The sequence below is a fragment of the Elusimicrobiota bacterium genome (genome assembly GCA_026388095.1).
Lineage (GTDB): Bacteria > Elusimicrobiota > Elusimicrobia > UBA1565 > UBA9628 > UBA9628.
This window is the reverse complement of sequence record JAPLKL010000016.1, coordinates 1-24191: the sequence shown is the minus strand read 5'-3', so window position 1 is coordinate 24191 and position 24191 is coordinate 1. Positions and strand designations below refer to the sequence as shown.

At 65.7% G+C, this 24191-nt stretch carries 25 protein-coding genes; 10 read left to right on the top strand and 15 right to left on the bottom strand.

What is annotated here, in order from left to right:
• Nucleotides 1-4 precede the first annotated feature (4 nt).
• Together NTY77_04140 and NTY77_04135 are read right to left on the bottom strand one after the other, a co-directional pair.
• Nucleotides 5-562, bottom strand: a complete 558-nt coding sequence (locus tag NTY77_04140) for a hypothetical protein (GenBank protein ID MCX5794670.1) — start codon at nt 560-562, stop codon at nt 5-7.
• Between the two features lie 81 nt (nt 563-643).
• Nucleotides 644-1267, bottom strand: a complete 624-nt coding sequence (locus NTY77_04135; protein ID MCX5794669.1) for a hypothetical protein — start codon at nt 1265-1267, stop codon at nt 644-646.
• Here NTY77_04135 and NTY77_04130 point away from each other — a divergent pair.
• Together NTY77_04130 and NTY77_04125 are read left to right on the top strand one after the other, a co-directional pair.
• A complete protein-coding gene (locus NTY77_04130; protein ID MCX5794668.1) occupies nt 1260-1946 on the top strand; it encodes a DNA-binding protein in 687 nt (228 codons plus the stop codon). The two genes, NTY77_04135 and NTY77_04130, sit on opposite strands and share 8 nt — an antisense overlap.
• Nucleotides 1943-2590, top strand: a complete 648-nt coding sequence (locus tag NTY77_04125) for a hypothetical protein (protein ID MCX5794667.1) — start codon at nt 1943-1945, stop codon at nt 2588-2590. Before NTY77_04130 ends, NTY77_04125 begins: the two co-directional genes overlap by 4 nt.
• A 30-nt stretch (nt 2591-2620) precedes the next feature.
• On the opposite strand, the gene NTY77_04120 is transcribed toward NTY77_04125, so the two are convergent.
• On the bottom strand, nt 2621-3148 hold the full coding sequence (locus tag NTY77_04120) for a hypothetical protein (GenBank protein MCX5794666.1): 528 nt from the start codon (nt 3146-3148) through the stop codon (nt 2621-2623).
• A 240-nt stretch (nt 3149-3388) separates the two neighbouring features.
• Nucleotides 3389-3934 carry a hypothetical protein gene (locus tag NTY77_04115; protein MCX5794665.1) on the bottom strand — a complete coding sequence of 182 codons (546 nt, stop codon included), beginning with the start codon at nt 3932-3934 and terminating at the stop codon, nt 3389-3391.
• Between the two features lie 159 nt (nt 3935-4093).
• Here NTY77_04115 and NTY77_04110 point away from each other — a divergent pair, with 159 nt between their 5' ends.
• Nucleotides 4094-5011: a diacylglycerol kinase family lipid kinase gene (locus NTY77_04110; protein MCX5794664.1), complete on the top strand. Its 918-nt coding sequence runs from the start codon at nt 4094-4096 to the stop codon at nt 5009-5011.
• Entirely contained in the window at nt 4995-5636 is a 642-nt protein-coding gene (locus NTY77_04105) for a phosphatase PAP2 family protein (protein MCX5794663.1), read from the top strand. The genes NTY77_04110 and NTY77_04105 overlap by 17 nt, the downstream gene beginning before the upstream one ends.
• A gap of 321 nt (nt 5637-5957) precedes the next feature.
• Here the strand turns inward: NTY77_04105 and NTY77_04100 are convergent, their stop codons facing one another.
• From NTY77_04100 to NTY77_04065, 8 genes are all read right to left on the bottom strand, one after another.
• A complete protein-coding gene (locus tag NTY77_04100) occupies nt 5958-6383 on the bottom strand; it encodes a GtrA family protein (protein MCX5794662.1) in 426 nt (141 codons plus the stop codon).
• 97 nt (nt 6384-6480) lie between these two features.
• Entirely contained in the window at nt 6481-7116 is a 636-nt protein-coding gene (locus NTY77_04095; GenBank protein ID MCX5794661.1) for a hypothetical protein, read from the bottom strand.
• A 1-nt stretch (nt 7117) separates the two neighbouring features.
• On the bottom strand, nt 7118-10318 hold the full coding sequence (gene carB, locus NTY77_04090; GenBank protein MCX5794660.1) for a carbamoyl-phosphate synthase (glutamine-hydrolyzing) large subunit: 3201 nt from the start codon (nt 10316-10318) through the stop codon (nt 7118-7120).
• On the bottom strand, nt 10306-11388 hold the full coding sequence (carA, locus tag NTY77_04085) for a glutamine-hydrolyzing carbamoyl-phosphate synthase small subunit (protein ID MCX5794659.1): 1083 nt from the start codon (nt 11386-11388) through the stop codon (nt 10306-10308). Before carA ends, carB begins: the two co-directional genes overlap by 13 nt.
• Before the next feature lie 48 nt (nt 11389-11436).
• Entirely contained in the window at nt 11437-12531 is a 1095-nt protein-coding gene (locus tag NTY77_04080) for a hypothetical protein (GenBank protein ID MCX5794658.1), read from the bottom strand.
• Between the two features lie 3 nt (nt 12532-12534).
• Complete coding sequence (locus NTY77_04075; GenBank protein ID MCX5794657.1) at nt 12535-14289, bottom strand: SUMF1/EgtB/PvdO family nonheme iron enzyme; 1755 nt, start codon at nt 14287-14289, stop codon at nt 12535-12537.
• Nucleotides 14290-14522: 233 nt separating this feature from the next.
• On the bottom strand, nt 14523-15008 hold the full coding sequence (locus NTY77_04070; GenBank protein ID MCX5794656.1) for a hypothetical protein: 486 nt from the start codon (nt 15006-15008) through the stop codon (nt 14523-14525).
• 9 nt (nt 15009-15017) lie between these two features.
• Complete coding sequence (locus tag NTY77_04065; GenBank protein MCX5794655.1) at nt 15018-15545, bottom strand: DinB family protein; 528 nt, start codon at nt 15543-15545, stop codon at nt 15018-15020.
• A 211-nt stretch (nt 15546-15756) separates the two neighbouring features.
• Between NTY77_04065 and NTY77_04060 the strand changes: the two genes are divergently transcribed.
• Nucleotides 15757-15909, top strand: coding sequence for a hypothetical protein (locus NTY77_04060; GenBank protein ID MCX5794654.1), 153 nt, complete (start codon nt 15757-15759; stop codon nt 15907-15909).
• A 76-nt stretch (nt 15910-15985) separates the two neighbouring features.
• Complete coding sequence (locus tag NTY77_04055) at nt 15986-16936, top strand: hypothetical protein (protein ID MCX5794653.1); 951 nt, start codon at nt 15986-15988, stop codon at nt 16934-16936.
• A 240-nt stretch (nt 16937-17176) separates the two neighbouring features.
• Here NTY77_04055 and NTY77_04050 read toward each other — a convergent pair whose 3' ends face one another.
• Nucleotides 17177-18001: a hypothetical protein gene (locus NTY77_04050; protein ID MCX5794652.1), complete on the bottom strand. Its 825-nt coding sequence runs from the start codon at nt 17999-18001 to the stop codon at nt 17177-17179.
• Nucleotides 18002-18159: 158 nt separating this feature from the next.
• Between NTY77_04050 and NTY77_04045 the strand changes: the two genes are divergently transcribed.
• Entirely contained in the window at nt 18160-19236 is a 1077-nt protein-coding gene (locus tag NTY77_04045; GenBank protein MCX5794651.1) for a hypothetical protein, read from the top strand.
• A gap of 23 nt (nt 19237-19259) precedes the next feature.
• Nucleotides 19260-19604, top strand: coding sequence for a VOC family protein (locus tag NTY77_04040; GenBank protein MCX5794650.1), 345 nt, complete (start codon nt 19260-19262; stop codon nt 19602-19604).
• 7 nt (nt 19605-19611) lie between these two features.
• Here the strand turns inward: NTY77_04040 and NTY77_04035 are convergent, their stop codons facing one another.
• Nucleotides 19612-20778 carry a hypothetical protein gene (locus NTY77_04035; GenBank protein ID MCX5794649.1) on the bottom strand — a complete coding sequence of 389 codons (1167 nt, stop codon included), beginning with the start codon at nt 20776-20778 and terminating at the stop codon, nt 19612-19614.
• A 4-nt stretch (nt 20779-20782) separates the two neighbouring features.
• Entirely contained in the window at nt 20783-21991 is a 1209-nt protein-coding gene (locus NTY77_04030; protein ID MCX5794648.1) for a hypothetical protein, read from the bottom strand.
• A gap of 429 nt (nt 21992-22420) precedes the next feature.
• Between NTY77_04030 and NTY77_04025 the strand changes: the two genes are divergently transcribed.
• Nucleotides 22421-22720, top strand: a complete 300-nt coding sequence (locus NTY77_04025; GenBank protein ID MCX5794647.1) for a hypothetical protein — start codon at nt 22421-22423, stop codon at nt 22718-22720.
• Between the two features lie 62 nt (nt 22721-22782).
• On the top strand, nt 22783-23805 hold the full coding sequence (locus tag NTY77_04020; GenBank protein MCX5794646.1) for a hypothetical protein: 1023 nt from the start codon (nt 22783-22785) through the stop codon (nt 23803-23805).
• Nucleotides 23806-24191 lie beyond the last annotated feature (386 nt).

Genomic DNA, 24191 nt, shown 5'->3' with positions numbered 1-24191 from the left:
GCCGCTACTGGTCGCCGCCCGGCTCTTCCTGCGGACCCTGCTGAGGCTGCTGCTGCCCCCCGCCTTGTCCCGTGCGTCCCGGACCCCTGCGGCCGCGGCCCCTGCCGCCGGGCCTCATGCCGCCCTGCTGGCCGCCCTCGCCGCCGCGGCGCATGCCCGGCCCGCCGGGCCCGCCGGGCCGCATCCTCTGCATCTCGTCCAAGGTCCGCTTCTGCTCCTCGGTCAAGGCCGCTCCGATCTTGCCCCAGAGGTCCTTCTCCAGGGCTTCCATCTCCTTGCGGACCTTTTGTATCTCAGCGAATTTCTTCTTCAGGCCCTCCTTGGACCCCGCGATCGCGCTTTGGACCTTGGCCTTCTGCTCGTCGGAGAGCTCGAGCCGCTGCGTGAGCATGTCCGCGAAGCGCGCGGAGGTCATCGGATGCTCCGTGGGCATCCCCAGGTCCATGGGCGGCCGCCCTTCCGGTCCCTCGCCCTGCGGCGGTCCGCCCTCCTCCTGCGCCAGCGCCGCCAGCGCCGGGACCAGCAGCGCGCACGCCAATATCAAAATCGTCGTCTTTTTCATGTCCCCTCCCGACCCGTGCGGGGTCAGCAAACATATTATATACCAACGGAGCCGTTTAGGCTGCGGCCCGCGCCGCGGCGGTCAGAAGCGCTCCAGGCGGGAAGGCGGCGGATACATGAGCGGAGGCGCGATGAAGAGCCTCTTCGTGTAGGGGCCGTCCTTCCCGGCCAAAGAGAGCCTGACCGTCCGGACGAAGAACCGCCTGGCCTGCTCAGGCGTCCGCCTGCCGCGCACGACCTCGTCGGCCAGGTTCAGCGCCAGGCGGTTGTAGTCCTCGCGGTCGCTGAGCGAGGAGAGCTCCCCGCGCGCCTGGTCGACCAGCAAGCGGCGGGAGAAGCGCCCCAGATCTTGGAGCTTGTCCGCCGGGACGCGGTAGGCGACGACCTGCTCCAGGGGCTTGGCCCGCGAGCCCGCGCTGACCACGATCCTCTTCCAGGGCCAGCGGGAGCGCCAGACCAGGCGGTCGGCATGGACCTCCTCCGGCCGTCCGTATCTATGGATCATCAGATGCGCCACCAGCAAGGACTCCGCGGGCCAGACCACCACCTGGACCCCGACGCGGACGACCCGGTCATGGGCGGGCGCGGCTTTGGGCCGCGCTTGGGCCAAGACCGGGCCGGGCAGGAAAAGGTCAAATCCGAAGAAGGCCCGCGGCGTTTTGGTATCATAGCCCTGGGCAGTCCCTAGGAGGAATGCGATGATCAAGCTCTTGCCGGCGGTCCTGCTATCGGCCGCAGCGCTCGGTGTCGCGGCGCCGGGGCCGCAGGCGCCCGTCACCGGAGTGGTGGCCGAGACCATGGACTCGGGCGGCTACACCTACGTGCGGCTGGTCCAAGACCAGGGCTCCGTCTGGCTGGCGGCCCCGCCGACGAAGGTCGCCAAGGGCCAGAAGCTGTCCTTCCAGCCCGGCATGGCGATGCGGAACTTCAAGAGCAGGACCCTCAAGCGCACCTTCCCAGCCATCATCTTCTCGCCGGGCCTGGTTTCGGGGACTTCGACCGGCAAGGGGCGCGGCGCCATGATGCCCGGGCACGGCTCGAGCGAGGCCGCGCCCGAGGCCGGCCTCAAGGTCGCCAAGGCCGAGGGCCCCAGCGCCTTCACCGTAGCCGAGCTCCATGCCCGGCGCAAGGAGCTCGAGGGCAAGGACGTCACGGTGCGGGGCAAGGTCGTCAAGGTCTCGCCGGAGATCATGGGGCGCAACTGGCTCCATCTCCAGGACGGGACCGGCGACGCGAAGGCCGGGACCCACGACATCACCGTCACCACCAAGGACCTGCCCAAGGCGGGACAGGTGGTCACCGTCAAGGGCAAGGTCGCCGCGGACAAGGACATCGGGGCGGGGTATTTCTATCCGGTGCTGGTGGAGGACGCGGCCGTCAAGTGATCAAGAAGGCCGCGGCGCCGCGGCCCGGTTTCGTCTGGGCCTGCGCCTTGGCCGCGGCCGCCGCCTATGTGGTGCTCGGCCCGGGAGGACTCGTCGCCGCGGTGGTTTGCATGTCCTGCCTCGAGGTGGCCCGGCGCTGCGCCGGCGCCAAGCCGAAAGGAGCGGCCGCGGTTCTCGCCGTCCTGGCGGCCCTCCCCCTGCTCGCCGCCTGCCTGGCGGGCGGCGCGTTCTTGGTGCTGGGGCTTTTCCTGGACCTCTGCTACGCGATCATCCATCCCGCGCTCTTCTTCAGCCTCCTGTTCTGGTCGGGCCTCGTCTATGCCGCCTGGCGCGCTCTGCGCCGGTTCGAGAAGCCCCCGGCCGCTCTGCGTGTCCTGGCCGGGGCCGCGGTATTCCTTGGGCTGGCCATGAGCCCGGAGTCATGGCAGCGCCTGCGCGCCGCGGAGCAGAGCCGGCCCTCCAAGCCCACGACCATTTTCGGCTGGCGCTTCCGCTTCAACGGCCCGGAGGGCGGCCTGGAGAAGCCCAGGTTCTATGTGAAGACCCAGGACCCGGCCAAGCCCTACCGGGCCGTGGAACAGTGCCCCGACGGGACCAAGCCCTATCCGGCCGAGCGTGTAGAGGGCGGAGCGCTCTGCCGATGAAAGGCTGAGCTGAGCGGCCCGGGCTTCGGTCTAAGTCTTTTCTCCGCCCGGCCCTTCCTTCGGAGGCTGCTCCCCCCGGGTTTGGCCGCTGGGTCCCGGGCCCCTGTCGCCCTGCAGGCCGCCCTGGCGTAGGCCTGGTTCGCCCGGCCGGCTCGGCCCTCGCCAGCGATTGATCCAGCCCACGGACCTCTTCTGATCGTCGTTCAAGGTCGCGCCGATCTGGTCCCACACGTCCTTCTCCAGGGCTTGCATCTCCTTGCGGAGCTTGCGCATCTCCACGGCTTTCTTCTGCAGGCTGGGTTTTGACGCCGCGATCACCTTTTGGAACTTGGCCTTCTGCTCGTCCGAGAGCTGGAGGCTCTCCGCGAGCTTGCCCGCGAAGCCAGCCGTGGTCATCGGATGCTCCGTGGGCACGTCCATGATGAACTTGGACGGCGGCCCCTTCGGTGCCTGGCCCTGCCCCTCGCCCTGGGGCGGCCCGCCCGGCTCCTGCGCCATGGCGCCGAGCGCCGGGGCCAGCAAAGCGCACGCCAGCAACAATATCGTCGTTTTCCTCACATTTCCCCCCCCGCAAGAAGCGGGCCCTGCTTCCGTACGCCTCTTGACTATAACAGGTCATTCGGGTATTGCGTATCGGGGAATCTAGTAATTTTAACTCGGGGAATCCCGTAGCCCTTGGGAGAGCCAAAATACCAAAAGGGGAGTGCGCTAGGCCGGCTGCCCAGGCCGTCAAGCAAGGCCGGGAGCGGGGCAAAGCCCCGGTCCCGGCCTTCGGTCCAAGTCAGGCTTGCGCCGCAGCTATTTTCCTCCGCCCGGCCATTCCTGCGGAGGCTGCGCAGGCTGCTCCCCCCGGCCTTGGCCGCCGGGTCCCTCGCCCCTGCCGCCCTGCTGGCCGCCCTGGCGCAGGCCTGGTTCGCCCGGCCCGCTCGGCCCCCCTGGCCACCGATCGATCCAGCCAAAGGACTTCTTCTGATCGTCGTTCAAGGTCGCGCGGATCTTGTCCCAGAGGTCCTTCTCCAGGGCTTGCATCTCCTTGCGGACCTTGAGTATCTCAGCGAATTTCTCCTGCAGGCCAGGCTTGGACGTTGCCATCACCTTTTGGACCTTGGACTTCTGCTCGTCTGAGAGCTGGAGGCGCTCCGCCATCATGTCCGCGAAGTGCGTCGTGGTCATCGGATGCTCAGCGGGCAACTCGATGATGAACTTGGCCAACGGTCCCTTCGGCCCCTTCAGTCCCTTGCCCTGCCCCTCACCCTTTGGCGGCCCGCCTTGCTCCTGCGCCATGGCGCCGAGCGCAGGGACCAGCAGCGCGCACGCCAACATCAATATCGTTGCTTTTTTCATATCCCCTCCTGACATCAAGCGACCTTCTTTCCGCTCGTCACTTATGACTATAACAGACTTCTCGGGGCCTTCACATTGGGAAAATTACTGACGCCTTCGGGCAAGCCGCTCGAGGCCCGGAGCCCGATCCGGCGGCGTTTTTGTATCATTACCCTTGTCGTGGAGAAGAAGATAACCGATATCCACATCATCATCAATCCCGCCTCCGGGCAAGGCGGCTCCATTCTATCCATCATCAACGCGTCCATGAAGGAAGCCGGCATCGAGTGGAAAGCGGCGATCACCCACCGGGCGGGCGACGCGATCCAGTTGGCCAAGGCCGCCGTCAAGGACGGAGCCGATGCCCTCGCCGTCTACGGCGGCGACGGCACGGTCATGGAAGCGGTCAGCGGCCTGATCGGGTCGGACATCCCTTTGGCCATCCTGCCGGGAGGCTCGGCGAACGTCCTGGCCACCGAGCTCGGCATACCCGGCGACCTCAAAGAAGCCTGCGCGCTCCTGGGCCGCGTCCCGCCGGAGACGAAAGCCATCGACGTGGGGCGGTTCGATGAGCGCTATTTCACCGCGGGAGTATGCTTCGGCTTCGAGGCGGACGTCGTCAAAGGCGCGGATCGCGAGGCCAAGAACAAGCACGGCATCTTCGCCTATCTCTTGTCGGCGGCCGCAGCGATGAGGAAAGCTGAAAAAGCCGTCTACCATCTGAAGATCGATGGCGAGGAGCACGAAGTCCAAGGCTGGACCTGCATCGTCGCCAACACCGGGAACCTCGGGTTCAGCAGCGTATCGTTCGACAAGCACATCGATGTCAGCGACGGGCTGCTGGATGTCGTGGTCGTGCGCAAGGCGAACCTCAGCCTGCTCAAGCTTCTGGCGGTCACCTTGATCCAACGGGAACGTCCGCACGACCTGGAATTGGTCCAGCACTGGCAAGGCCGGGACATCAGCGTCTCCGCAAGCCCCGAGCAGACGGTGCAATGCGACGGCGAGGTCTTGGACCGGATCCCCCTCCATTTTAAGGTCGTTCCCGGGGCGATCCAGGTCCTGGTCCCCGGCAAGAAAGATGACGCCAGCGCATAAGCGTCTGCTGGCCCTCTATGCCTGCTTGGCCGCCGCCGTCGCGGGATTGATATCCTTCGTCCGGCTTCATCCGATATCCTCCTTCGACATCTACGTGACCCAGGAGAGCCAGGAACTCGGCATGAGGCATCTGACCGCCGTGATGAGGGGCATCAGCTTCTTCGGCGATCCCATCGTCGCGTCTCTTTCGATCATCCTGGCCTCGGCGCTCTTCTTCGCGGCCCGCTGCCGACGGGAATCCTTCTTCGTCCTGGCCGCTCCCGTCGCCGACCTGCTCAATAGCCTGGTCAAGATGCTGGTAGGCCGCCCCCGGCCGACCTGGGAGAATGCTGAATTGCTCACGGACGCCGGCCAATCCAGCTTCCCCAGCGGGCATGTGGTCCACTACGTCGTGTTCTTCGGTTTCCTCCTGGCGGTGATGTCCGCCAACAAGAAGATCCCCTCGTTCTGGAGGATCGTCATCGGCGTTCTTTCCGCCTTCCTGATCCTCTCCATCTCGATCTCCCGGATATATCTCGGCGCCCATTGGGTGACGGATGTGATAGGGGGCTATCTATTCGGCTTCGCCTACCTGGGGATCGTCCTCAGACTCTATCTGAAGGATCCCGAGCTCGAACGCCCTTAGGCAGGCGCCTCATGGAGAGATCGGCGGTGAAGCGGAAGCTGGCTGACCGCCCCCAACCTGGTGTCGCTCTCGCGCATCCCCATGGGGGCGCTGGTGTGGCTTCGTCCTCTGGACCCGGCCTACGTCCTGGGCCTCATGGCACTGCGCGAAGCGGGGCGGCAGAACCCATCCGATAGGTTGCACGAAGGATGGCGCCTTCGGCGCGACTGGCCCAGACAGGCTGCGCCTGTCTGGGCCAGTTCGGGGATGGACTGTTGCCCGCTACCGAAAGGACTGTGTCCGGACATAGTCCTTTCCGCAGGAGGGTTTATCAGCAGCCTGTTAACCCTTGAGCACGACGAACTTCCGGCTGGCGTAGTTCATCGCGATGGAAGCCGCGCCGTTGACGGCGAAGGCGTAGGTGGTCGGCAGTCCGGCCCATTTTATCAGCAGCCAGCCCAGAGCCGTGCCGAGGGCGAAGCTGGTCCCGGAGACCGCGTAGAAGAGGGCGAATTCCACCTTCCTGCTGTGGCGGCCGGGGATGAATACCCAAAGCACGTTGACGACATAGGCCGTCAGGTTGGAGAATAGGAAGGCGATCATCTTTCCCCAGACGTAGTGCGCGGAGCGCGCGCCCTCGGCTATGGGTGCCAAGCGAAGGCCGAGCAGGCGCGCGACAGGATCCCCGGGACCGAGGGCGGGCAGGAGCCAGATCGCGACGGAATAGAAGACCAGGATCTCCACTCCGGTGGCCAGCGCGCCGCCGATGGAGTATTTGACGAACTGGACGGCGGGATGCGTTGGCCGGCGCGAGGACGACGTCAGCAGACGTTCCTTGGCAGGATGCCGCCTCGCAGAGGGCGCCTTACCAGAGCCTGAGCCGGCCGGTGGCGACGTAGCCCGCGGCCGCCACCGCCGCGACCCGGGCCGCGCATTCGACGGCCAGGAGCAGGAGGGACCTATAGAGCATCCTGTTGATCCGGCCCTCCAAGGCGCGCTTGAGGACCAGTTCCAGGCCCGCCTGCCCGGCCTTGAGGGCTTGCGACCAGCCCGTGAGCTCGAGGTAAAGGAGCGAAAGCTGGAGGACCCATTGGCCGAGCTTCTTGAGCAGGGGCAGATGGTTGATCTTCTCGCAGAGCACCTGGGTGCGCCGCAGACAGGACAGGGTCTGCAGGACGGTGGACACGGCGAACCAAGCCAGCGCCGCGCCTATGCCGAGCACCAAAGCGGGATGCTCCCCCAGCGCGGCCGCCAGGCCGTTTCCTCCGAGCCCGCCGAGCAGGCGGCGGGAGTAGAGGAACCCCAGCACGGTCGCAAGCCAGACCGAGGCGTCGAAGACGTTCTCACCGGCATATTCCCAAGCCCAGTATCTCCGCCAGAAGACCCCGGCTTTCCCCGGCCCGCACAGGCGCAGCACCACCGCGGCGCTCGCGCAGACCCCGGCCGTTTTGACGAAAAGCAGGAGGATGAAGACATCCAGGACGAGCTCGGGGAAAAGCATGCTAGGCGGGCTGAGCCTCGAAGTACTGCTGCCAGCTGCGCGCCTTCACCTCGCCCTTGGCTGAGAGCGCGTCCACCAACAGCTCGGCTACGGGCAGGTTGGTGATGAGCGGGATGTTGTAGTCCGCGGCCGTGCGGCGGATGAGGTAGTCGTTGTTGAGCTCTTCGGGCTCGTCGTTCTTGGGGATGTTGATGACCAACTCGATCTTGCGGTTCTTTAGGTAGTCGAGGACGTTGGGCTTGCTCTTGGAGGTGGGCCAGTGCAAAACCGTGGACTCCACCCCGTTCCACTTGAGGAACTCGGAGGTGCCGCGGGTGGCGTAGATGGTCAGGCCCATGGCTTTGAGCTTGCGCGCGGCTGACATGAAGCGCGCCTTGCTCTCCAAGGGGCCGGTGGAGATGAGCACGTTCTTCTTCGGGATGCGCAGGCCGGCCGAGAGCAGGGATTTGAGCAGGGCCTCGTGCACGTCGTCGCCCAGGCAGCCCACCTCTCCGGTGGAGGCCATCTCCACTCCCAGCACGGGGTCGGCGCCGCGCAGCTGGGTGAAGGAGAACTGCGGGGCCTTGACGCCCACGTGCTCCAGCTCGAAGGCCGAGGACTCCACCTTCTCCACCGGCAGGCCCATGATCACCTCGGTCGCCACGCCGATGAAGTCCACGCCCGAGACCTTGGACACGAACGGGAAGCTCCGGGACACCCGGAGGTTGCACTCGATGACCTTGATCTTGTTGTCCTTGGCGATGTACTGGATGTTGAAAGGCCCGTTGATCTTGAGCGCGCCCGCGATCTGCCGGGTGATGGCCTTGATTCGGCGCACGGTCTCCAGGTAGAGCTTCTGGGCCGGGAACACCAAGGTGGCGTCGCCGGAGTGTATGCCCGCGTTCTCGATGTGCTCGGAGATGGCGTAGGCCAGGATGCGGCCGTCCTTGGCCACCGCGTCCATCTCGATCTCCTTGGCCTCGGTGATGAACTTGGAGATGACCACGGGGTGCTCGTTGGAGACCTTGACCGCCCGGTTCAAGTAGCGCTCCAGGTCCGCGTCCGAGGTGGCCACGCTCATGGCCGCGCCGCTCAAGACGTAGGACGGCCGCACCAGCACCGGGTAGCCGACCTTGGCCGCGAAGGCCTTGGCCGCCTCCAGGCTGGAAAGCTCCTCCCAGAGCGGCTGGTCCACGCCCAACTGGTCCAGCAAGGATGAGAACTTGTGCCTGTCCTCGGCCCGGTCTATGGCTTCCGGGCTGGTGCCGAGGATCTTGAGCCCCTGCTTGTGCAAGGCCAAGGCCAGGTTGTTGGGGATCTGCCCCCCCATCGAGACCACGAAGCCTTCGGGCTGCTCAAGATCGGCGATGTCGAGCACGCGCTCCAGGCTGAGCTCCTCGAAATAGAGCTTGTCGCAGATGTCGTAGTCGGTGCTCACGGTCTCTGGGTTATGGTTGATCATCACGGTCTTGTAGCCGAGCCGGCCCAGGACCTGCGCGCAGCTCACGCAGCACCAGTCGAACTCCACTGAGCTGCCGATGCGGTAGGCGCCGCTGCCCAAGATGACCACTTGCTTCTCCTCGCGCGGAGGCAGGTCGTGGCTGGTCCCGTGATAGGTGAGGTAGAAATAGTTGGTCTTGGCCGGGAACTCCCCTGCCAAGGTGTCTATCTGCTTGACCCAGGGCGTTATCCCTGTCTCCTTTCGCCTAGCACGGACTGCCAATGCCGTTTCCGTTCCCTTCAGAGATCGCGAAATCTGTTGGTCGGAATATCCCGATTTTTTTGCAGCCTTCAGCAGGTCACTTGGCAGGTCGGATAGAGCGTGCTTCGCAAGCCGCTCCTGGATATCCACGATGCCTTTGAGCCGGTGCAAGAACCAGGGATCTATGCTGGTAAGCTCAGCTATCCGCGAGACTTCCATCCCCTCCCGCAAAGCCGCCTCTATGGCGTGTATGCGCCGGTCCGATGGATTCTTGAGTTCCCCCTCCAGGTCCTCGAATGCCTCGTCGTTGCCAACGAAACCCTGGTGCTTGGGGTCTATCATGCGCAAAGCTTTCTGGATGGCTTCCTCGAACGTGCGGCCGATGGCCATGACCTCGCCCACGCTCTTCATGCTGGAGCCGAGGCCCCTGGAGGCTTTGCGGAACTTGGCCAGGTCCCACTTGGGAGCCTTGACCACCACGTAGTCCAAGGCCGGCTCGAAGCACGAATAGGTGGACTTGGTGACGCGGTTCTCGATGTCGGGCAGGTTCTGGCCTAAGGCGAGCTTGGCCGCGATGTAGGCGAGGGGGTAGCCGGTGGCCTTGGAAGCCAAGGCGCTGGAGCGCGAGAGGCGGGCGTTGACCTCGATGACGCGATACTCCAGGTTGGGGGCCAGGGCGTACTGGATGTTGCACTCGCCGACCACGCCCAAGCTGCGCACGACTCGGATGGCGACTTCCCTGAGAAAATGGTACTCCTCGTTGCTCAAGGTCTGGGAAGGGGCGACTACGATGCTTTCCCCCGTGTGGATGCCCATGGGGTCGAAGTTCTCCATGTTGCACACGGTGACGCAGTTGTCGGCCGCGTCGCGCACGACCTCGTATTCGATCTCTTTCCAGCCTTGGACGGATTTCTCGATGAGCACCTGCGGCGCGGAGGAGAGGGCCTGGGACACGATCTCGGCGAGTTGGGTCTCGTCGTGGGCGAAGCCGGAGCCTTGGCCGCCTAAGGCGTATGCTGAGCGGATGATGACGGGCAAGCCAATGACCTGGGCCGCCTGTTTGGCCTCGTCGAGGCTGGAGGCGGCCGTGCTCTGCAGGATCTTGACGTCGATCTGCCGCATGCGCTTGGCGAAGAGGTCGCGGTCTTCGGTGAGCATGACGGTGTCTACGGGGGTGCCGAGGACTTCGACTCCGTGGTCCTTGAGCACGCCGGCTTTATGCAGGGCCACGCCGCAGTTAAGCGCCGTCTGGCCGCCGAATGAGAGCATGATGCTGTCGGGCTTTTCCGCGGCGATGACTTGGGTGACGAACTCGGGGGTCACTGGGAGGAAATAGACCGCGTCCGCCATGTCCTTGGAGGTCTGGACCGTGGCGATGTTGGGGTTGATGAGGACGACCTGATGTCCTTCCTCTTTCAACGCCTTTATGGCTTGGGAGCCGGAGTAGTCGAACTCGCCGGCTTGGCCGATAGAGAGGCCGCCTGAGCCGAGCAGCAGGACTTTGCGCTTCAGGCTCTGCATGCGGAGGCCTCGCGGATGAATTGGTCGAAGAGGAAGGCGGTGTCGGTGGGGCCGGGGCAGGCTTCGGGGTGGAACTGGGCCGCGCGGAACGGTTTGGAACAATGGCGGATGCCCTCGACCGTGCGGTCGTTGCCGTTGACGAACCAGACTTTCCAGTCCTTGGGCATGGTGTCTTCGGCGACCGCATAGCCGTGGTTCTGGCTGGTGATGTGGCAGCGGCTGGTCTCGACGTCGGTGCAGGGCTGGTTCTGGGAGCGGTGGCCGTATTTCAATTTATAAGTCTGGGCTCCGGCCGCGAGGCCCATGATCTGGGAGCCGAGGCAGATGCCGAAGATGGGTTTGTCGAGGTCGAATGCGGCGCGCAGGTGCGCGGTGAGCTTGCCGCAGCGCTGGGGGTCGCCGGGGCCGTTGGAGATGAAGAGGCCGTCCCAGTCCTCCCTTGTAAAGTCGTGGTCCCAGGGGACGCGGCGGACTTTGACTCCGCGCTTGAGGAAGCTGCGCAGGATGTTGGCTTTCATGCCGCAGTCTACGGCGAGGATGGTCGTGGGGCCGGAGCCGTATTCTTTGACTTCTTTGCAGGAGACTTCCGCGACGAGGTTCCGCTTGTTGGGGTCGTCAAGGGGGCCGTTGCTCTCGCCGATGCGGCCGAGCATCACGCCTTGGGTCCTGAGGAGCTTGGTGAGGGCTCTGGTGTCCACGCCGTGGATGGCCGGGATGTTCTGCTCCGCGAGCCAGTCATGCAGAGAGCTGGCCGCGCTCCAGTGGGAGTAGTGGTCGTTGTAGTCGGCGACGACCAGGGCAGCGGCTTGGATGCGGTCGGATTCGAAGTGTTTGGGGATGCCGTATCGGTCGGTGAGTCCGCGCCGGGGTACGCCGTAGTTGCCGACCATGGGGGTGGTGCAGACGAGGATCTGGCCGCGGTAGGAGGGGTCGGTGAGGGCTTCGGGATAGCCGACCATGCCGGTGTTGAAGACGACTTCGCCGTCAACGCAATGGGGTGAGCCGAAGGAGGCGCCGGAGAATACGGTGCCGTCGGAGAGGACTAGGCGGGCCGGCTGGGTCCGCGGCACGGGTGATATTAAACAAATTCCGGAGCGGGCTGTCAGCCTGAGACCGATCTATCTGACAGGGCCCGTGTAGCTTGACGCGCACCAATGGCGCAGCTCGCCGAGGGCCGGGGAGGGGTCTCCTCGCGTGAGCAGGCAGGCGCCGCGGGCCAGAGGGCCGCTGTTCGACTTGAGCTGGCCGGCGTTGACCTGCCGGAGGAAGAGAGCGGCGGCCTGCGCCTGGGCGTGCATCCGCTCCATCGCGGCGGCGAAGATGGTGTGGCTGTCATCGCGCTCGGTGCCGTTGAGGCCGTTCATCCGCTCCAGGATGGCGGGGAGCGCGGGCCTCGACGCCGGCCCGAGCTCTCCGAGCGCCACGATGATGCCGGCAGGATCGCGGACCGCGGGCCATCTCTGGTCGGTCACGGTCTTTTTGAGCCAGCCGTCGAGCTCCGCGACGAGCCCGGCCCGGTCGTGTTTTATGAGGCGGACGTGGCTGGCGATCCCGACCGCCTGATAGCTTCCGGCCAGGGCGGCCGAGAAGGCCTTGCGCAGGACCGGTTCCGGGACGTCCTGCTTGTCCACGGCGAGCTCGATGAGCAGGACGGCCGAGCCGAGCCGCTTGTCCTTGGTCTTGGGGTCCTCTGCGTCGAGGTCGAGATTGCGGGACAGCTTTTCAACGGTACTCGGGACCCCCAGGAAGGTTTCGACGGGGTAGAGTTCGCTGAGCCGGGCGGGCCCGTCCCAGCTGGTTTCCGCGGTGCGGACCATGGCATCGACGGTGAGGGAATCCGGGGGGTAGGTCTCCAGCGAGAAATCCGGGCCCATGCCTTTGACCACGAAGACCCGGCTGCCCGCAACGAGCAGGGGCTTGGGCTGGACGTCGAGGGAAACGGATACGACGGCGCCTTGGTCCGCCATGGCCGCGGCGCCGGTCTGGCCGCAAGCGTCCATGGTGCTCGAGCCATGGGCGCGCTGGAGGCGGACCCGCGCCGCATGGGGTGCGGGCCGGATCTCTATGACCTCGCCGAGGACGGAGCAGGTGGGAACGACGCCGATGTTGGAATCCGGCGGTGTTGGCACGGCCGCTCTTGGCGAGCCGGGGAAGGACAGCAGGCAGGCGGTCAGGACGAGGCGGGCCGGCAAGGACTGCTTGGCTTCAGCCATGCGCTAGTCCCGGCGCTCCCTTACGGGGCGGAACCCTATCGCGGAGCCCCACGTAAGCGGACCTTCGCGGCGGACGGCCGAGCGAGCATGCGAGCCGGGCTCGCACCAGGACCCGCCGCGGATGACCCGAGCCGAGCCGGACGGGTCTTGCCAAGCGCGGCCGTCAGCCGGCGCGCCGTCGTAGGAGGCATGATACCAGTCCTGCGTCCACTCCCACGCATCGCCCGCCATGTCGCAGAGGCCCTGCCGCGTGTTGCCTTCGGGCTTCGAGCATACGGGCCATGCGGAGTCCTTCCCGCAGCCATCGCCGCCCTCCGAGATGACGGCCCTGGCGCAGGTCGCTTCCTCATCGCCCCAAGGGAACCTGCGATCCTGGCCCGCGCCGCGAGCCGCGTATTCCCACTCCGCTTCGCTCGGCAGCCTTCCGCCGGCCCACTCGGAGAACTGTGCGGCATCGCTCCAGCTCACGAAGAAGACGGGCAGATTGCTTTTGTCCGGAGCTACGGGCCAGCCCCACCTCGGGGGAGTGCAGCCGTGGGCGTCCACGCAGGCTTGGTACTGGGCATTGGTCACCAGGGTCCTCGCGGCCTGCAATGACGGCACCGTGACTCGATGGGGCCGGGCGCCGGGCAGGTCGTCGGCGCCCATCATGAAGCTTCCCCCCGGGATCGCTACCCAGTCGATCAAGCCCTGCTTCGGCTTTTGCGGATGCTGGACCAAAGCCAGGGTCATCTTCTTGAAGTCCTCGAACCCGTAATCCTGGTTCTCCTTCATGTCATTGCCCGCTTCTTGGCCGTGCATGCGCACCGCCACCAGGCGCCATTCGGGATAGACCTGCAAGTACTGCCCCAGCCAGCCTTCGCCGCCGAACCCGCCGCCGCGCAGCCACCACAGCAGTCCGTAGTCCGCGATGTCGGAGCGGGCCGGCGAGGTGGCCGCGCGCACCCAGGCTCCGGGGACGAGCTGCCGCCCCTGCCAACGCCCGGAATCGAGCATGAGCTGGCCGATGCGGGCCAGGTCGCGCGGCGCCATGGACAGGCCGCCGTAGGCCATGACGTTGCCCGCGGGGTCGCGGTCCCAATCGCAGGCTGTGATGCCCATGGGTCCGAACAGCTTCTCCTGCAGGTACGCGTCCAGGGGCTTGCCGGCCGCGGCCAGGACGATCCCGGGCAGGAGCGCGACCGCCTCGTTGCTGTAGGAGAAGCGCTTGCCCGGCTCGTCAGCGGTCAGCAGTCCGAGCGCGTACTGGACCACGTCGCGCTGGTGATAGAGGGTGGCGGCGCTCTCCTCATGGTATAGGCCGGAAGTGTGGGTGAGGATGTTCCATAGGGTGATCTTGGCCTTGTCTCCTTCTTTGAACTGGGGGAACCAGGTGGACAGGGGGGCGTGGACGCCGGCGATCTTGCCTTCGCCGATGAGGGCGCCGATGGCCAAGGAGACGACGCTCTTGGTGACGGAATTGAGGCGGAGGGGTTTTGGCGGGCGGCCGAAGTAGCGTTCGACGACCACGCGGCCATCCTTGATGACGATGAGGGCGTGCGAATGGCTGGCTTGGGCTTGCCGGACCAGTTTCGCCAAGGCGGCTTTGTCTATGCCGAGGGCTTCGGGTTTGGAGCTTCGCGGGAGGAAGCCTTCGGAGGGCTGGTCCGGCTCGAATGATGGCTCTTGATCATTGACCGCGGCGGGCCAGCAGGCCGGAGAAAGGATCAAGCCGGGGATTGCGAGGCAAAAGAAGCAGATGGCGAGGCGGGTCGGCAAGGGTGCTATTGAACAAAATACGGAGAGTGATGTCATATCCAGTGGGCTGAGTTCGCGGCCATCAAAGACCCGTCAAAGAAAGAACTCCTGAAATTAACTGCACTTTTCACGAGAGCACTGACATCGCGGTGCTATCCAATCAAATACTCATGCCCAGTAGGGCACATAGCGCAGGCCGCGTCAGAATATGGAGGTTGCGGCCGCTCAGGCCGCGACCCCGACGCGACCCTTCCTTAGCGGAGCACGGCCGCGATGGCCCTGGCGCCGATGTAGGCGCACCCGATGCACAGGGCGTTGCCGGTGACGAAGACCTCGAAGCGGTTGCGGCCCGGCTCCCAGAGCTTCCAGCCGGCAGCCACCTTCACGCCCAGCCAGACGGCGATGTATCCGGGCTTGTTGATATAGAAGGAGGTCGCGAAGAGCACGGATTCGCACGACCCGGCGATGACGGGCAGCCAATTGGGCGCGGGTTGCTGCTCCGGGGGGCCGGTGGCGGCGCGCAGGAGGGCGACGGCTGGGTGGACGACGAGATGCGAGCCGATGACGATGAGGCAGTACGCTGAGAGGAGCGGGCCCCAGCGGTCCGGGGCTATGCTGGGCGCCAGAGCCACGATCCACGAGGGCGCGCTGATATTCCAGGCGCTGCCGGCGAGGGCGAGCAAGGCCAGCAGGATGTAGACTTGGGGCTTGCCGAGGTATATCCCGCGCAGCCACCCCATCGTGTCTTCCTATCTCCTGGCGTGCCTGCGCCGCTCGCTCCAATCGATGAAGCTGGTGAAGGGGACCTCGGCGTCGAACTGCCAGAGCAGGCCGGCGAGCTCGCCGCGGTGCTGCAGGTCCTCCGCGATCAGGGCGAGCACCATGTCGCGGGTGCGCACCTTGCGCAGGCCTTTGCCGCGGGGGTGGCCGGGCGGGTAGGTGAACTGGAAGGTCGAGGCGAGGAGGCGGGCGTCAAGGCGTTTGAGGAAGGCGTTCACCTTCCGGTCCACCTCGCGCTCGTACTGGCGGGCCTGCGCGATGGTCTTGATGCTGCCTGCGCTCCGCTTGAAGTCGGCGGCGCGGTCCTGGTAGGCGTAGAACATGTACCAGTTGTAGGCGTCGAGGGTGTGGACGTAGATGTCGAGGAGGGATGGGAAGGAGGCTTTGCGGTCTTTGAGAAGGGCGCGGCGCGGGAGGGCGGAGAGGGTCTTGAGGTATTTCTTACGGACTTCGGAGTTGAATGCGTACCATTCGCGGATCTGGGCGATTTCGTTCATGGGATATCTCCTTGATTCGGCCGGATTGATTCTATCATTTGCATCCGACTCTGACTGAACCTGAGGCCGGGCCGATCAACGGCGATGTTTTTGATTGTCGAAGAGATGGTATTTTGATATCATAAAGTCAGGTTTAACGGATTCGAACCTGTAACGAGTAATGTCAGGACCTTGACCCCCGAAAGGGGGTTTCGTGTTTTAGGGAGACCACATGAAGATGCATCTCTTCGAGTTCAATTCCATGAATAAAAGGCTGAAGTGCCTCTGCGGTTGGGAGCGCACACTCAAGACCTCAGACATCCGCGTGGCCCATGAAAAGTTCAAGGAGCATTACTCGGAGCAGATGCGCCACACTGCCAATTAGGGGGACGTCACCCCCGCCCACACAAAGAAGCTGCCCCAATACCGGAGTTTTGTATACTCTATCCCGGAAACCGCCCTTGCCCCAATACTTCGACTCCACCCCCTGCCCCGGCGCCACCCTCGACGACCTCTCCTCCGACCACATCCGCCGCTTCACCACCATCGCCCGATCCCGCGGTTTCCCCCTCGCCCCAGACGCCGCCCCCAACGCCGTGCTAAACGAACTTCGCCTCCTCAGCCAAGATCGCCCCACCACCGCCGCCATCCTCCTCTTCGGCCACGACCCCCAGCAGTGCTTCCCCTCAGCCCGCATCCAATGCGCGCAGTACGAAGGCGCCCGAGCCCAGCAGACCTGCCAAGGCACCCTCTTCCAGATGCTCGACGAAGCCATGTACTTCGTCCTCTCCCATCTCGATGACCAGAACCCCCATCAGCTCCCCACAGAAGCCGTCCGCGAAGCTCTAGCCAATGCCGTCGCCCATTGCGACTACACCAGCAACCAAACGGTCGAAATACAGCTCTACAGCGACCGCCTCGATATCCACAACCCAGGCACACTCCCCCCCGACCTCACCCCGGACCAACTCAGCCGGCCCCACGGCTCCTACCCGCCCAACCCCCTGCTGGCCGAAGCCCTTTACCTGGCCTACTACCGCGCAAGCAAAGCCACCGGCACCACGGACATCATCCAGCTCTGCCGCAAAGCCGGCCTCCCCCAGCCCCAGTTCCAGATCGAGGACGGCTTCACCGTGACCTTGCCCCGCTTGCCCATGCCCCCTGAAGCCGGAGACCAAACCTCCCCAGCAATCGAGCCGCGGCTCCTGCCCCTCCTGCGCCTGCTGGCAAAAGCCCCCCTGGGCACAGCCGACATACTAAAAGGACTCAAGATGAAGGACCGCAACCACCTGCGCCAGCACTATCTCGACCCGGCTTTGGACGCCGGCCTTATCGAGCTCACCATTCCGGACAAACCCAACAGTCGCCTCCAGAAATATCGCCTAACAGCCAACGGCGAAACTTTGCTCTGACTGGTGGGGCCGACTGGTGGGGCGGCTCTAACTGGTGGGGTCCACTGGTGGGGTAGGCCAATAAGCGATTAAAACTGGAATCAGACCGTTCCGGAGATTTAAACGCGGTTGCTGACTGGTGGGGTCATTCGTACATACCCATCCCCCCTAGGGGATATGTATGTAGCATGCATGTCCCCCATGTCCCACCCCACCAGTCCCACCCCATGGGGGTGGGACAGTTCCGACAGCCGCGACCCCTTACTGTTCCGCTCTCAGACTGCAGTGCAGAGGCACGTCCTCGGAGTCGCTCCAATCCCCGTCATACTGGCAGAGATGCAGGTTGCCGTCCACGTACACCCGGCCGGTGGCGGCGGACTTGGGCAGTTGCAGGATGTCCTCGCCCCAGTAATGCGCCGGAGTCACGTAATAGTTCAGGCTGTCAGCCGCAGCCAGCGCCGTCTTGCCGCAGCGCTCATCCACGATCCCGGCCTTGGAGACGTCTAGCAGCGGGCTGCGCTCGCCCGAGCGCGAGTTGACCACCAGCGCCAAGGAGTCCAGGTCCAGCCGGCCCTTGATGGAGTAGTCCGCCGAGCCCTGCCGCGGCTTGGTGCAGACCGCCGGCGCGCTGTGCGGGTCCAGCCGCTCGATGTTCTCCACATACGTCCCCTTCAGCGAGGACACCTTGCCCTGGACGAAGGCATCGTAGTCCTTCGCGTCGAAGTCGTAATGCACGTCGTAGTCGTAGTTCGCTCCAGGGGCCAGCAGCATCACCACCGGCTTGCCCGAGGACTCGGTGCGGAACTCGCGGAACCTGTCGTCGGCCGGGCCCTTGGAGACCCCGATCGGCCGCTGCTCGCCCTCTACGAGGCAGTCGAGGTCTCGCACGACCGCGGCGCAGCTCAGCTGCGCGCTGCGGCTCGGCTTGGCGGCCGGGGCGGGCCGGGCCGCGGTGGCCGCGGCGAAGGTCTCGCTCATCTGGGCCTGGACCGCGGAAAGGTCCGGCAGGTCCTGGGCCGCCAGCGGGGCCGCGGCCAGGGCGGCGAGCACGGGGAAGATCAAGAGCGACTTCTCGGCGTGGGACATCGGGCGCCTCCTTGAGGAGTGCTGAGGGATCATGCCTCTAGATTCTACCGCACCCCGCCGGCTCCCAGATGACAGCCGGATAACAGAAAGTCCTTCCCCGATCGGCCCTGGCCTGCTGGGTCCAGGGACCTAAGGCCTGATTTGGTAACATAAACCCCATGCACAAACACCATCCTGCCGCGCTCGCCGTGCTCGGTCTGGCCCTGGCCGCCGCCCCCCTGGCGGCCAACGACGGCTTCTTCTGGGGAGCCGGCGACACCCTCAGGCCAGTCCAGAGCCAGAGCCTGCGCGTGCTCAACGAAAAGCTCACGCTCACCGCGCTGGACAAGGCCCCCTGCTATGAGGTCATGTTCAAGGGCAAGGCGCAGACCCCGGATACCGAGGATGAAAAACCCGGGGAGTTCGCCACTTTGGGCAAGCAGGTCGTCTGCGAGCCCAGGAAATACAACGAGCAGTTCATGCCCCGGTGGTCCGCCGAGGCCGTCTATGAGATCGAGGCGCTGGAAGACGCGCCCGCCGTGCTCTTCGGTTTCCCGGTGCACGCCTGGCATATGGATATGGGCAGCACCCCGATACCCGGCGCGGTCGCCTTCCACACCTTCGTCGGCAAGACCGAGCTCAGGCCCACGGAACTCAAATGGCTCGACGGGGTGGGAGCCAAGCAGGATAAGAAGGTCCTGGGCTACACCTGGACCGCTTCCTTTAAGAAGGGCGGGCGCTACACCCTGCGCACGGTCTATGACTTCGGCGTGGACACGAGCAATTCTTTCTACTCGGACCGGGAGTACGCCAGCGGCGAGACGCCCTGGTTCAAGCTGAAGACGGACCAGATGTTCGGCGCGGACCGGATGATCTACTACCTGACCCCGCTGAAGCAGTGGGCCTCGCCGCCGCCGGCCTCGGTGACCGCGGTGGTGACCATGCCCAAGGGCATCCCCATGGAGTTCGCCGTGCCGGTCCGGTCCAAGCCGGTCTGCATCGGCGAACGCTCCCTCTTCTACGAGCTGCATGGGAAGTTCCCGGACCAGGACCTGGAGGTCTCGTATCCGATGAGGATCCCGGGCCTCAAGCTCGACACGGCCAAGGATTGGGAGGCCTGGATGAGGTCCTTGGGCGGGCCACAGGTGGAGATGAACTGCGCCCTGCTGGCGCGGCTCAAGAAAGAGGCGGGGCCGGCCTTGCAGGCGGTGCTGGCCGCGCGGAGATGCCGGCAGTCGTGCGCGGCCAAGCCATAGATCTGGATTGAAAGGAGGCGAAGATGAGACTGTCCCCGTTGACCGCTGCCGTGGTCGTGAAGGACCTGAAGAAGGCCAAGAAGTTCTACACCGCCAAGCTGGGCCTCAAGGTCCTCGAAAACTTCGGGCACTGGGTCACGGTCGGACAGCCCAGGACCGGCATGCGCATCCACCTCTGCGAGACCAAACCGCGGGAGAAGGGCAACACCGGCATCTGCTTCTTCGCCGACGCCCCGCTCGAAGATGCCTACCAGACGCTCAAGAAAAAGGGCGTCAAGTTCAGCGTGCCGCCGAAGAAGCAGGTCTGGGGCGTGGAATGTCGGTTCCTGGACATCGACGGCAACGAATACTGGCTGATGGGCAAGTAAGCAGCGCTCAGTGGCTGGGCAGGATGTCCGTGGGATAGACTTGGACATGCGCCAGCGCCGTGCCCTTCAGGCGGGCGACGGTCTGGGCTAGGCGCGCGTTCGGCACGTAGATCGAGACGATATCCTTCGGCGTGACCGGGTCCAAGGCGACCTGCCCCAGCGTGCCTCCGTCGCCCATGATGCGGCCTTCGTGCTCGGAGCCCGGGTTATGGACGTCGCCGGCGCGGAACGCGACGTACATGGGATAGCGGTCCTTGCCCTCGGTCAGGTACGGGTCCACCACCGCGAACTTGCGGGCTTCGTGGATGTAGCTGGGCAGGTCCATGTACACGCCGTTCTTGAAGCGCAGGTTGCGGCCCTGGGAGCGCGGCGGGATGAAGCCTTGGTCCAGCAGAGAATCGACCATGGAGTCCACGCCTCCGCGCACTCCCGTGGCCACCACGCCCGTCCGGGGGTTCTTGAGGCTGTCGTAGTAGGCGCGGTGGTCCTGGCGGAGCAGGAACAAGCCCGCGATCACATGGATGGGATCGATCGGGGCGTACGCCTCGCCCAAGGGGGCGTTGGTGTGCGAGTTGCGCGCCTGGCTCCCGGACTTGCTGATGTGCGCGAAGAGCGGATCGTCCACGGTCAGGCCCAGCTCGCGCTCGATGACCTTGGCCACGCGCGGCGGCAGGGTGGGATGGCGCAGGATGAGCGCGCGCATCGCCGCTTTGCTGTCTTCCTCCGTCGGCTCGTCATCTCCCGCGGCCGCCTGCCGCTCGCCGGTGAGCAGCGCGAACTGCTTGTCCGCCGACCCGCGGCCGCCGTCAGCCGCGGGATTGTCGGATCGCTTGCCCGCCTCCGAGACGGAGGCCGACAGCTGCTGGACCTTGGCTTTGAAATCCGCGGGCTTGGGGGCGTCGGCCTCGGGCGCCGGGGCGGAAAGAGGGGGCAGGACCTGTAGAGGCGCCAGGACGGAGAGCGGGGCCGCCGGCACAGGCGCAAGGGCGGGCGTCAAAGGGGACAAGGTGAACTTCAGGTCCGGCTGCAGAGCCGGGACGCCGGAGCCCCCGAGGGCGGGACGCACCAGCACGATCTCCGGCGCGCCGTCGACTGCGCCCGTGCGGGTCGACGCGGCGGCTGCGCCGGCCGCGCAGCCGAGTAGAAGACAGATGGCGGACAATCTGGCGCGCATGGGATCAATCGCCCATCTGTTTGCGCGGCCCATCCGGGCTGTTGTTGAAGATGCCGCTCCAAGTGCCGCTCAGTTTTGCGCCCAGAGCCCGCCAGCTGGCAGGAGAACTGTTGTGCTTGAAATCCTCGCCGATAACCGCGCCGTAATTGGTGCCGAAGGTCTGGTCCACGAATTTGTAGTACTCATAGCCGCAGGAAAGGCCGGCCACCTCGAGGCCCACGGCCATCCGCCCGAGACGGCGCGTCCCCCGCGTGGCCCAATTGTCCCCCTCTTGGGGATTGCGGGCATTCGTCCACTCCATCCAGGGCGAGGCGCCGACAGTGAACCGGACCGCGCCGTAAGCGTTGAGGTAATGGTCCATGTTGCGCAGCGACTCCTCGCTCAGATCCTGGTCGCGGACCTTGAGCATGCCCGCCAGCTTCTTCCGCGCCTCCCGGCGTGTCGCTTCGCTGGCCCCGCTGTCATTTCCCACGCCCCGAGCGGGAGTCACGTTCGACAGGGCATCGTCCGGCGTGGGGCATTGGGACAGCAGACGATGGGACGCCCGGGAAACGTCTATGCGGCCGGAGGCATCCGGCCGCAGAGGAGGCAGCAGGTCCGACAGGGACAGCGGCGCAGACGCGGCCCCTCTGAGATTGGCGGGCAGCTGCGCCCGGGGAAGCGCCATCTGACCTTTGTTCCACGCGGCCGAGCCGGGAGACTTCCCCCCTCCGGCGAAAACCCCTCCCTCGCCGCCCAGCAGGCCCGGGTCGCGCTTGCCGCCGGACTCGAGTTGCCCGCGCAGCTTGCCGGCGAAATCCGCGACGCGCGCCCGGCTCTTCGCATCCAGGCTCTGGCGCTGCAGGATGGCCTGGACCGCGGCCATGTTCTCGATGGTGTCCTGCGGCGATGCCGGCGGCAAGGTCCGCAGCCGGTCGCCGTACAGCTTGACCGCCGCCTCGGTCCGAGGCCGGTCGAGGCCCAGGCCGGAAGCTGCGGTCCGTATGAGCTGGCCGAACGACCCTTGGTCCATGGGCGGATGAGTCCGCTGGACGAGGACCGCGCACTTCAGCTTGGCCTCGAAATCCCCAGCCAGTCCAGCCCTGTCGAAAGCCATGGGCAGACCGGCTATCTGCGCCTGAGCCAGGCGTTTGAGTCTCTCTTCGTCCAGAGGCTGGCCTTTGACAAAGGCCGCCCCGGCCTGGTCTAAGACGCTTTGCAGCGGGTCAGCCACAGCGTCTTGGAGGGTGGCTCGCTCTTCGCCGGATAAGGTCACGGGCGCTTGGCGCGCAGAGATCCGATGGCAGACGGCGACGACGCATAGCCCGCCGAGGCCGATCATCACGAGCCGGGAAGGCTTTTTCAGCAGGGGCACATCGATCTCCATCCGATCCGGGATGCAGGATAAGGTTAACCCCAATGCCTGGGTTTGTCAATCGGCCCGTAGGTCCTAAGACCAGCTCGGGGCTGGGCCCATAGCCCCTGGGAATGCCGGCGAAATGGGCTTATGATAATGGGGACCTTGTAATCCCCGGGATCGGCCGGGGAGCATCCACCTCCGGACCGCAATCCGGTGTCACCAGGGCGAGGCTAGGCGCATGCCCGCTCTGGTTTTCTTTTGCGGACCTCTGCCGAGCCCAAGTCGGAACGAAGAGGTGCGAGAGTGTCCGCCAGACTGAAGTCCCTGTCCTGGATCCTGCTCGTAGGCTTTGCCGCTATGGCGGCCTCGCTTGCGCAGCGCAGCAGCTTGGCATTGGTCCAGCTTCACGCAGGCACGCAGCCGCGCGGCCGATCCGGGGCCGCTGCCGCGGACCAAGCGGCTCCCGCCGACTTGGCCATGGCCTTCCAGACCATCACGAGGTCCGTTCCCGGCGCCGACGGCGAGCTCTGGCGGGACGCCGTCGCGGACAGCTCGCCGGCTGGCGCTGCGTCCAAGCTCAGGCCTGGTATCGCTCCCCGCTGATCTACCTTCTCAGCGCAGGCCCTGCGGACGGCGCGCCAAGATGCGGAATGATATAGTATCGCATGCCTTCGCGCTCTGAGACGAGCCCGGACCCCCAGTCGCCGGCGCCAAAGCCCAAGGGACCCGCCCCTCGGCCTCGGTACTGGGAGCTCGCTGCGCTCACCATCTGCATGGCCGGAGCGCTATCCTTGTGCTTGATCCCCGGCAAGAGCAAGCAGGCTCCGGCCGAGGTCCCCCCCGCAAGCCCCGCGGCCGCGCCGGTCGCCAAAGCCGCCCCCGCGCCCGCAAAGCCGGAAAGCCTCCCTCTCATCCTGCCCCCGGCGCAGGAGAGCAGCCCAGCCAAGGAAGAAGCCCCCAGGCCCAGCGCCGACTCCAGCGGCCTCGTTCCCTATGAAGAGGCCCCTGCCGAGCCCGCCCCAAAGGCAGCGGCTCCTCCCATGGATCAGCCAGCCCCTCCCGCGGCCAAGCCTCCCGCGCAAGACGACGTCGCGCCGAGCGCCATCCCCGTCAAGGTAGCCGGCCCTCCCCGGGAGGTGGCGCCCGAGCCGTCACCGGCCCCGGCGCAAGAGCAGCCCCAGGCCGAGGAGCAGGCGCGGCCTCCCGCGCTCCCCGTGCCCCAGCCCCATCTGATGCAGCGGGCCGGCCCCGTGCAGCCTCGCCAGCCTTCGCTGCTGCGCACGCCCCTCAAGCCGGCGCCCGCTCAGCCGCCTGTCCCCGCGGAGCCGGCCGCCGTCGCGGAGGAGCCGAAGTCGCCGCCCTATTATTGCCACCAGATGGCGCCGGTCGCCTGGCCGGGCAATGCCCCGGCGCCCGCCGCCGAGGGCTGGCTGCAGGGGACGGATTCGCTGCGCCTTCTCGGCGGCTGCCGGGGTCTCTTCGTGCAAGCGCATCTGCTGGGGGCCGATCACAGGCGCGGATACTTGAACCCGGACGGCCCGCCCGTCTTCTACGTCTACGAATTCAGGAATCACCAGGACCATCCGGTCAGATACGTAGCCGACGGTGCGGGCCGCTCCTGGGACGTCAACGTCAAGCCGGGCAGGACCGTCTGGCTGAGGTGGACGCGGCGGCTTGCGAACCACTAGCAGGCTGCTGACAAACCCGGGAGAGATCCATGCCCGTATACCAACTGTGGCCGGCCCACTCCTGTCCGGGGAAAATCCGTCGCGCGACGCAACAAGCCCTGATGAAACAGCTTCCGGTCGGGATTGTCCGACGGGAAATCGGCAGCAGGCCTCGTTGCATCGGCTTGCGCGGCTTTAGAGCCTGTTCAGAGACATCATCCCGGCGTTGGCCCGCGCCGGCGATGACGGCTGTGGCCGTTGACAACCCCGATGGGTCCTGCGAGTTGCGGCGGGGTGCGCTGTGTCCGGACACAGTTGCTCCGGAATCTTAAGATTCCTCGACCAGACCTGCCCCGGACAGCGTCGCACAGAGAACCCTGTCGGGCCCAGGATCGTCGCAGGTCGGT

What these genes read in the sequence shown, in the direction of transcription:
- NTY77_04140 (MCX5794670.1), bottom strand. Translation starts at nt 562, where the DNA reads ATGAAAAAGACGACGATTTTGATATTGGCGTGCGCGCTGCTGGTCCCG.
- NTY77_04095 (MCX5794661.1), bottom strand. Translation starts at nt 7,116, where the DNA reads ATGCTTTTCCCCGAGCTCGTCCTGGATGTCTTCATCCTCCTGCTTTTC.
- NTY77_04065 (MCX5794655.1), bottom strand. Translation starts at nt 15,545, where the DNA reads ATGAACGAAATCGCCCAGATCCGCGAATGGTACGCATTCAACTCCGAA.
- NTY77_04020 (MCX5794646.1), top strand. Translation starts at nt 22,783, where the DNA reads ATGCCTTCGCGCTCTGAGACGAGCCCGGACCCCCAGTCGCCGGCGCCA.
- NTY77_04060 (MCX5794654.1), top strand. Translation starts at nt 15,757, where the DNA reads ATGAAGATGCATCTCTTCGAGTTCAATTCCATGAATAAAAGGCTGAAG.
- NTY77_04130 (MCX5794668.1), top strand. Translation starts at nt 1,260, where the DNA reads ATGATCAAGCTCTTGCCGGCGGTCCTGCTATCGGCCGCAGCGCTCGGT.
- NTY77_04040 (MCX5794650.1), top strand. Translation starts at nt 19,260, where the DNA reads ATGAGACTGTCCCCGTTGACCGCTGCCGTGGTCGTGAAGGACCTGAAG.
- NTY77_04105 (MCX5794663.1), top strand. Translation starts at nt 4,995, where the DNA reads ATGACGCCAGCGCATAAGCGTCTGCTGGCCCTCTATGCCTGCTTGGCC.
- NTY77_04070 (MCX5794656.1), bottom strand. Translation starts at nt 15,008, where the DNA reads ATGGGGTGGCTGCGCGGGATATACCTCGGCAAGCCCCAAGTCTACATC.
- NTY77_04115 (MCX5794665.1), bottom strand. Translation starts at nt 3,934, where the DNA reads ATGAAAAAAGCAACGATATTGATGTTGGCGTGCGCGCTGCTGGTCCCT.
- NTY77_04035 (MCX5794649.1), bottom strand. Translation starts at nt 20,778, where the DNA reads ATGCGCGCCAGATTGTCCGCCATCTGTCTTCTACTCGGCTGCGCGGCC.
- carB (MCX5794660.1), bottom strand. Translation starts at nt 10,318, where the DNA reads ATGCAGAGCCTGAAGCGCAAAGTCCTGCTGCTCGGCTCAGGCGGCCTC.
- NTY77_04045 (MCX5794651.1), top strand. Translation starts at nt 18,160, where the DNA reads ATGCACAAACACCATCCTGCCGCGCTCGCCGTGCTCGGTCTGGCCCTG.
- NTY77_04080 (MCX5794658.1), bottom strand. Translation starts at nt 12,531, where the DNA reads ATGGCTGAAGCCAAGCAGTCCTTGCCGGCCCGCCTCGTCCTGACCGCC.
- NTY77_04050 (MCX5794652.1), bottom strand. Translation starts at nt 18,001, where the DNA reads ATGTCCCACGCCGAGAAGTCGCTCTTGATCTTCCCCGTGCTCGCCGCC.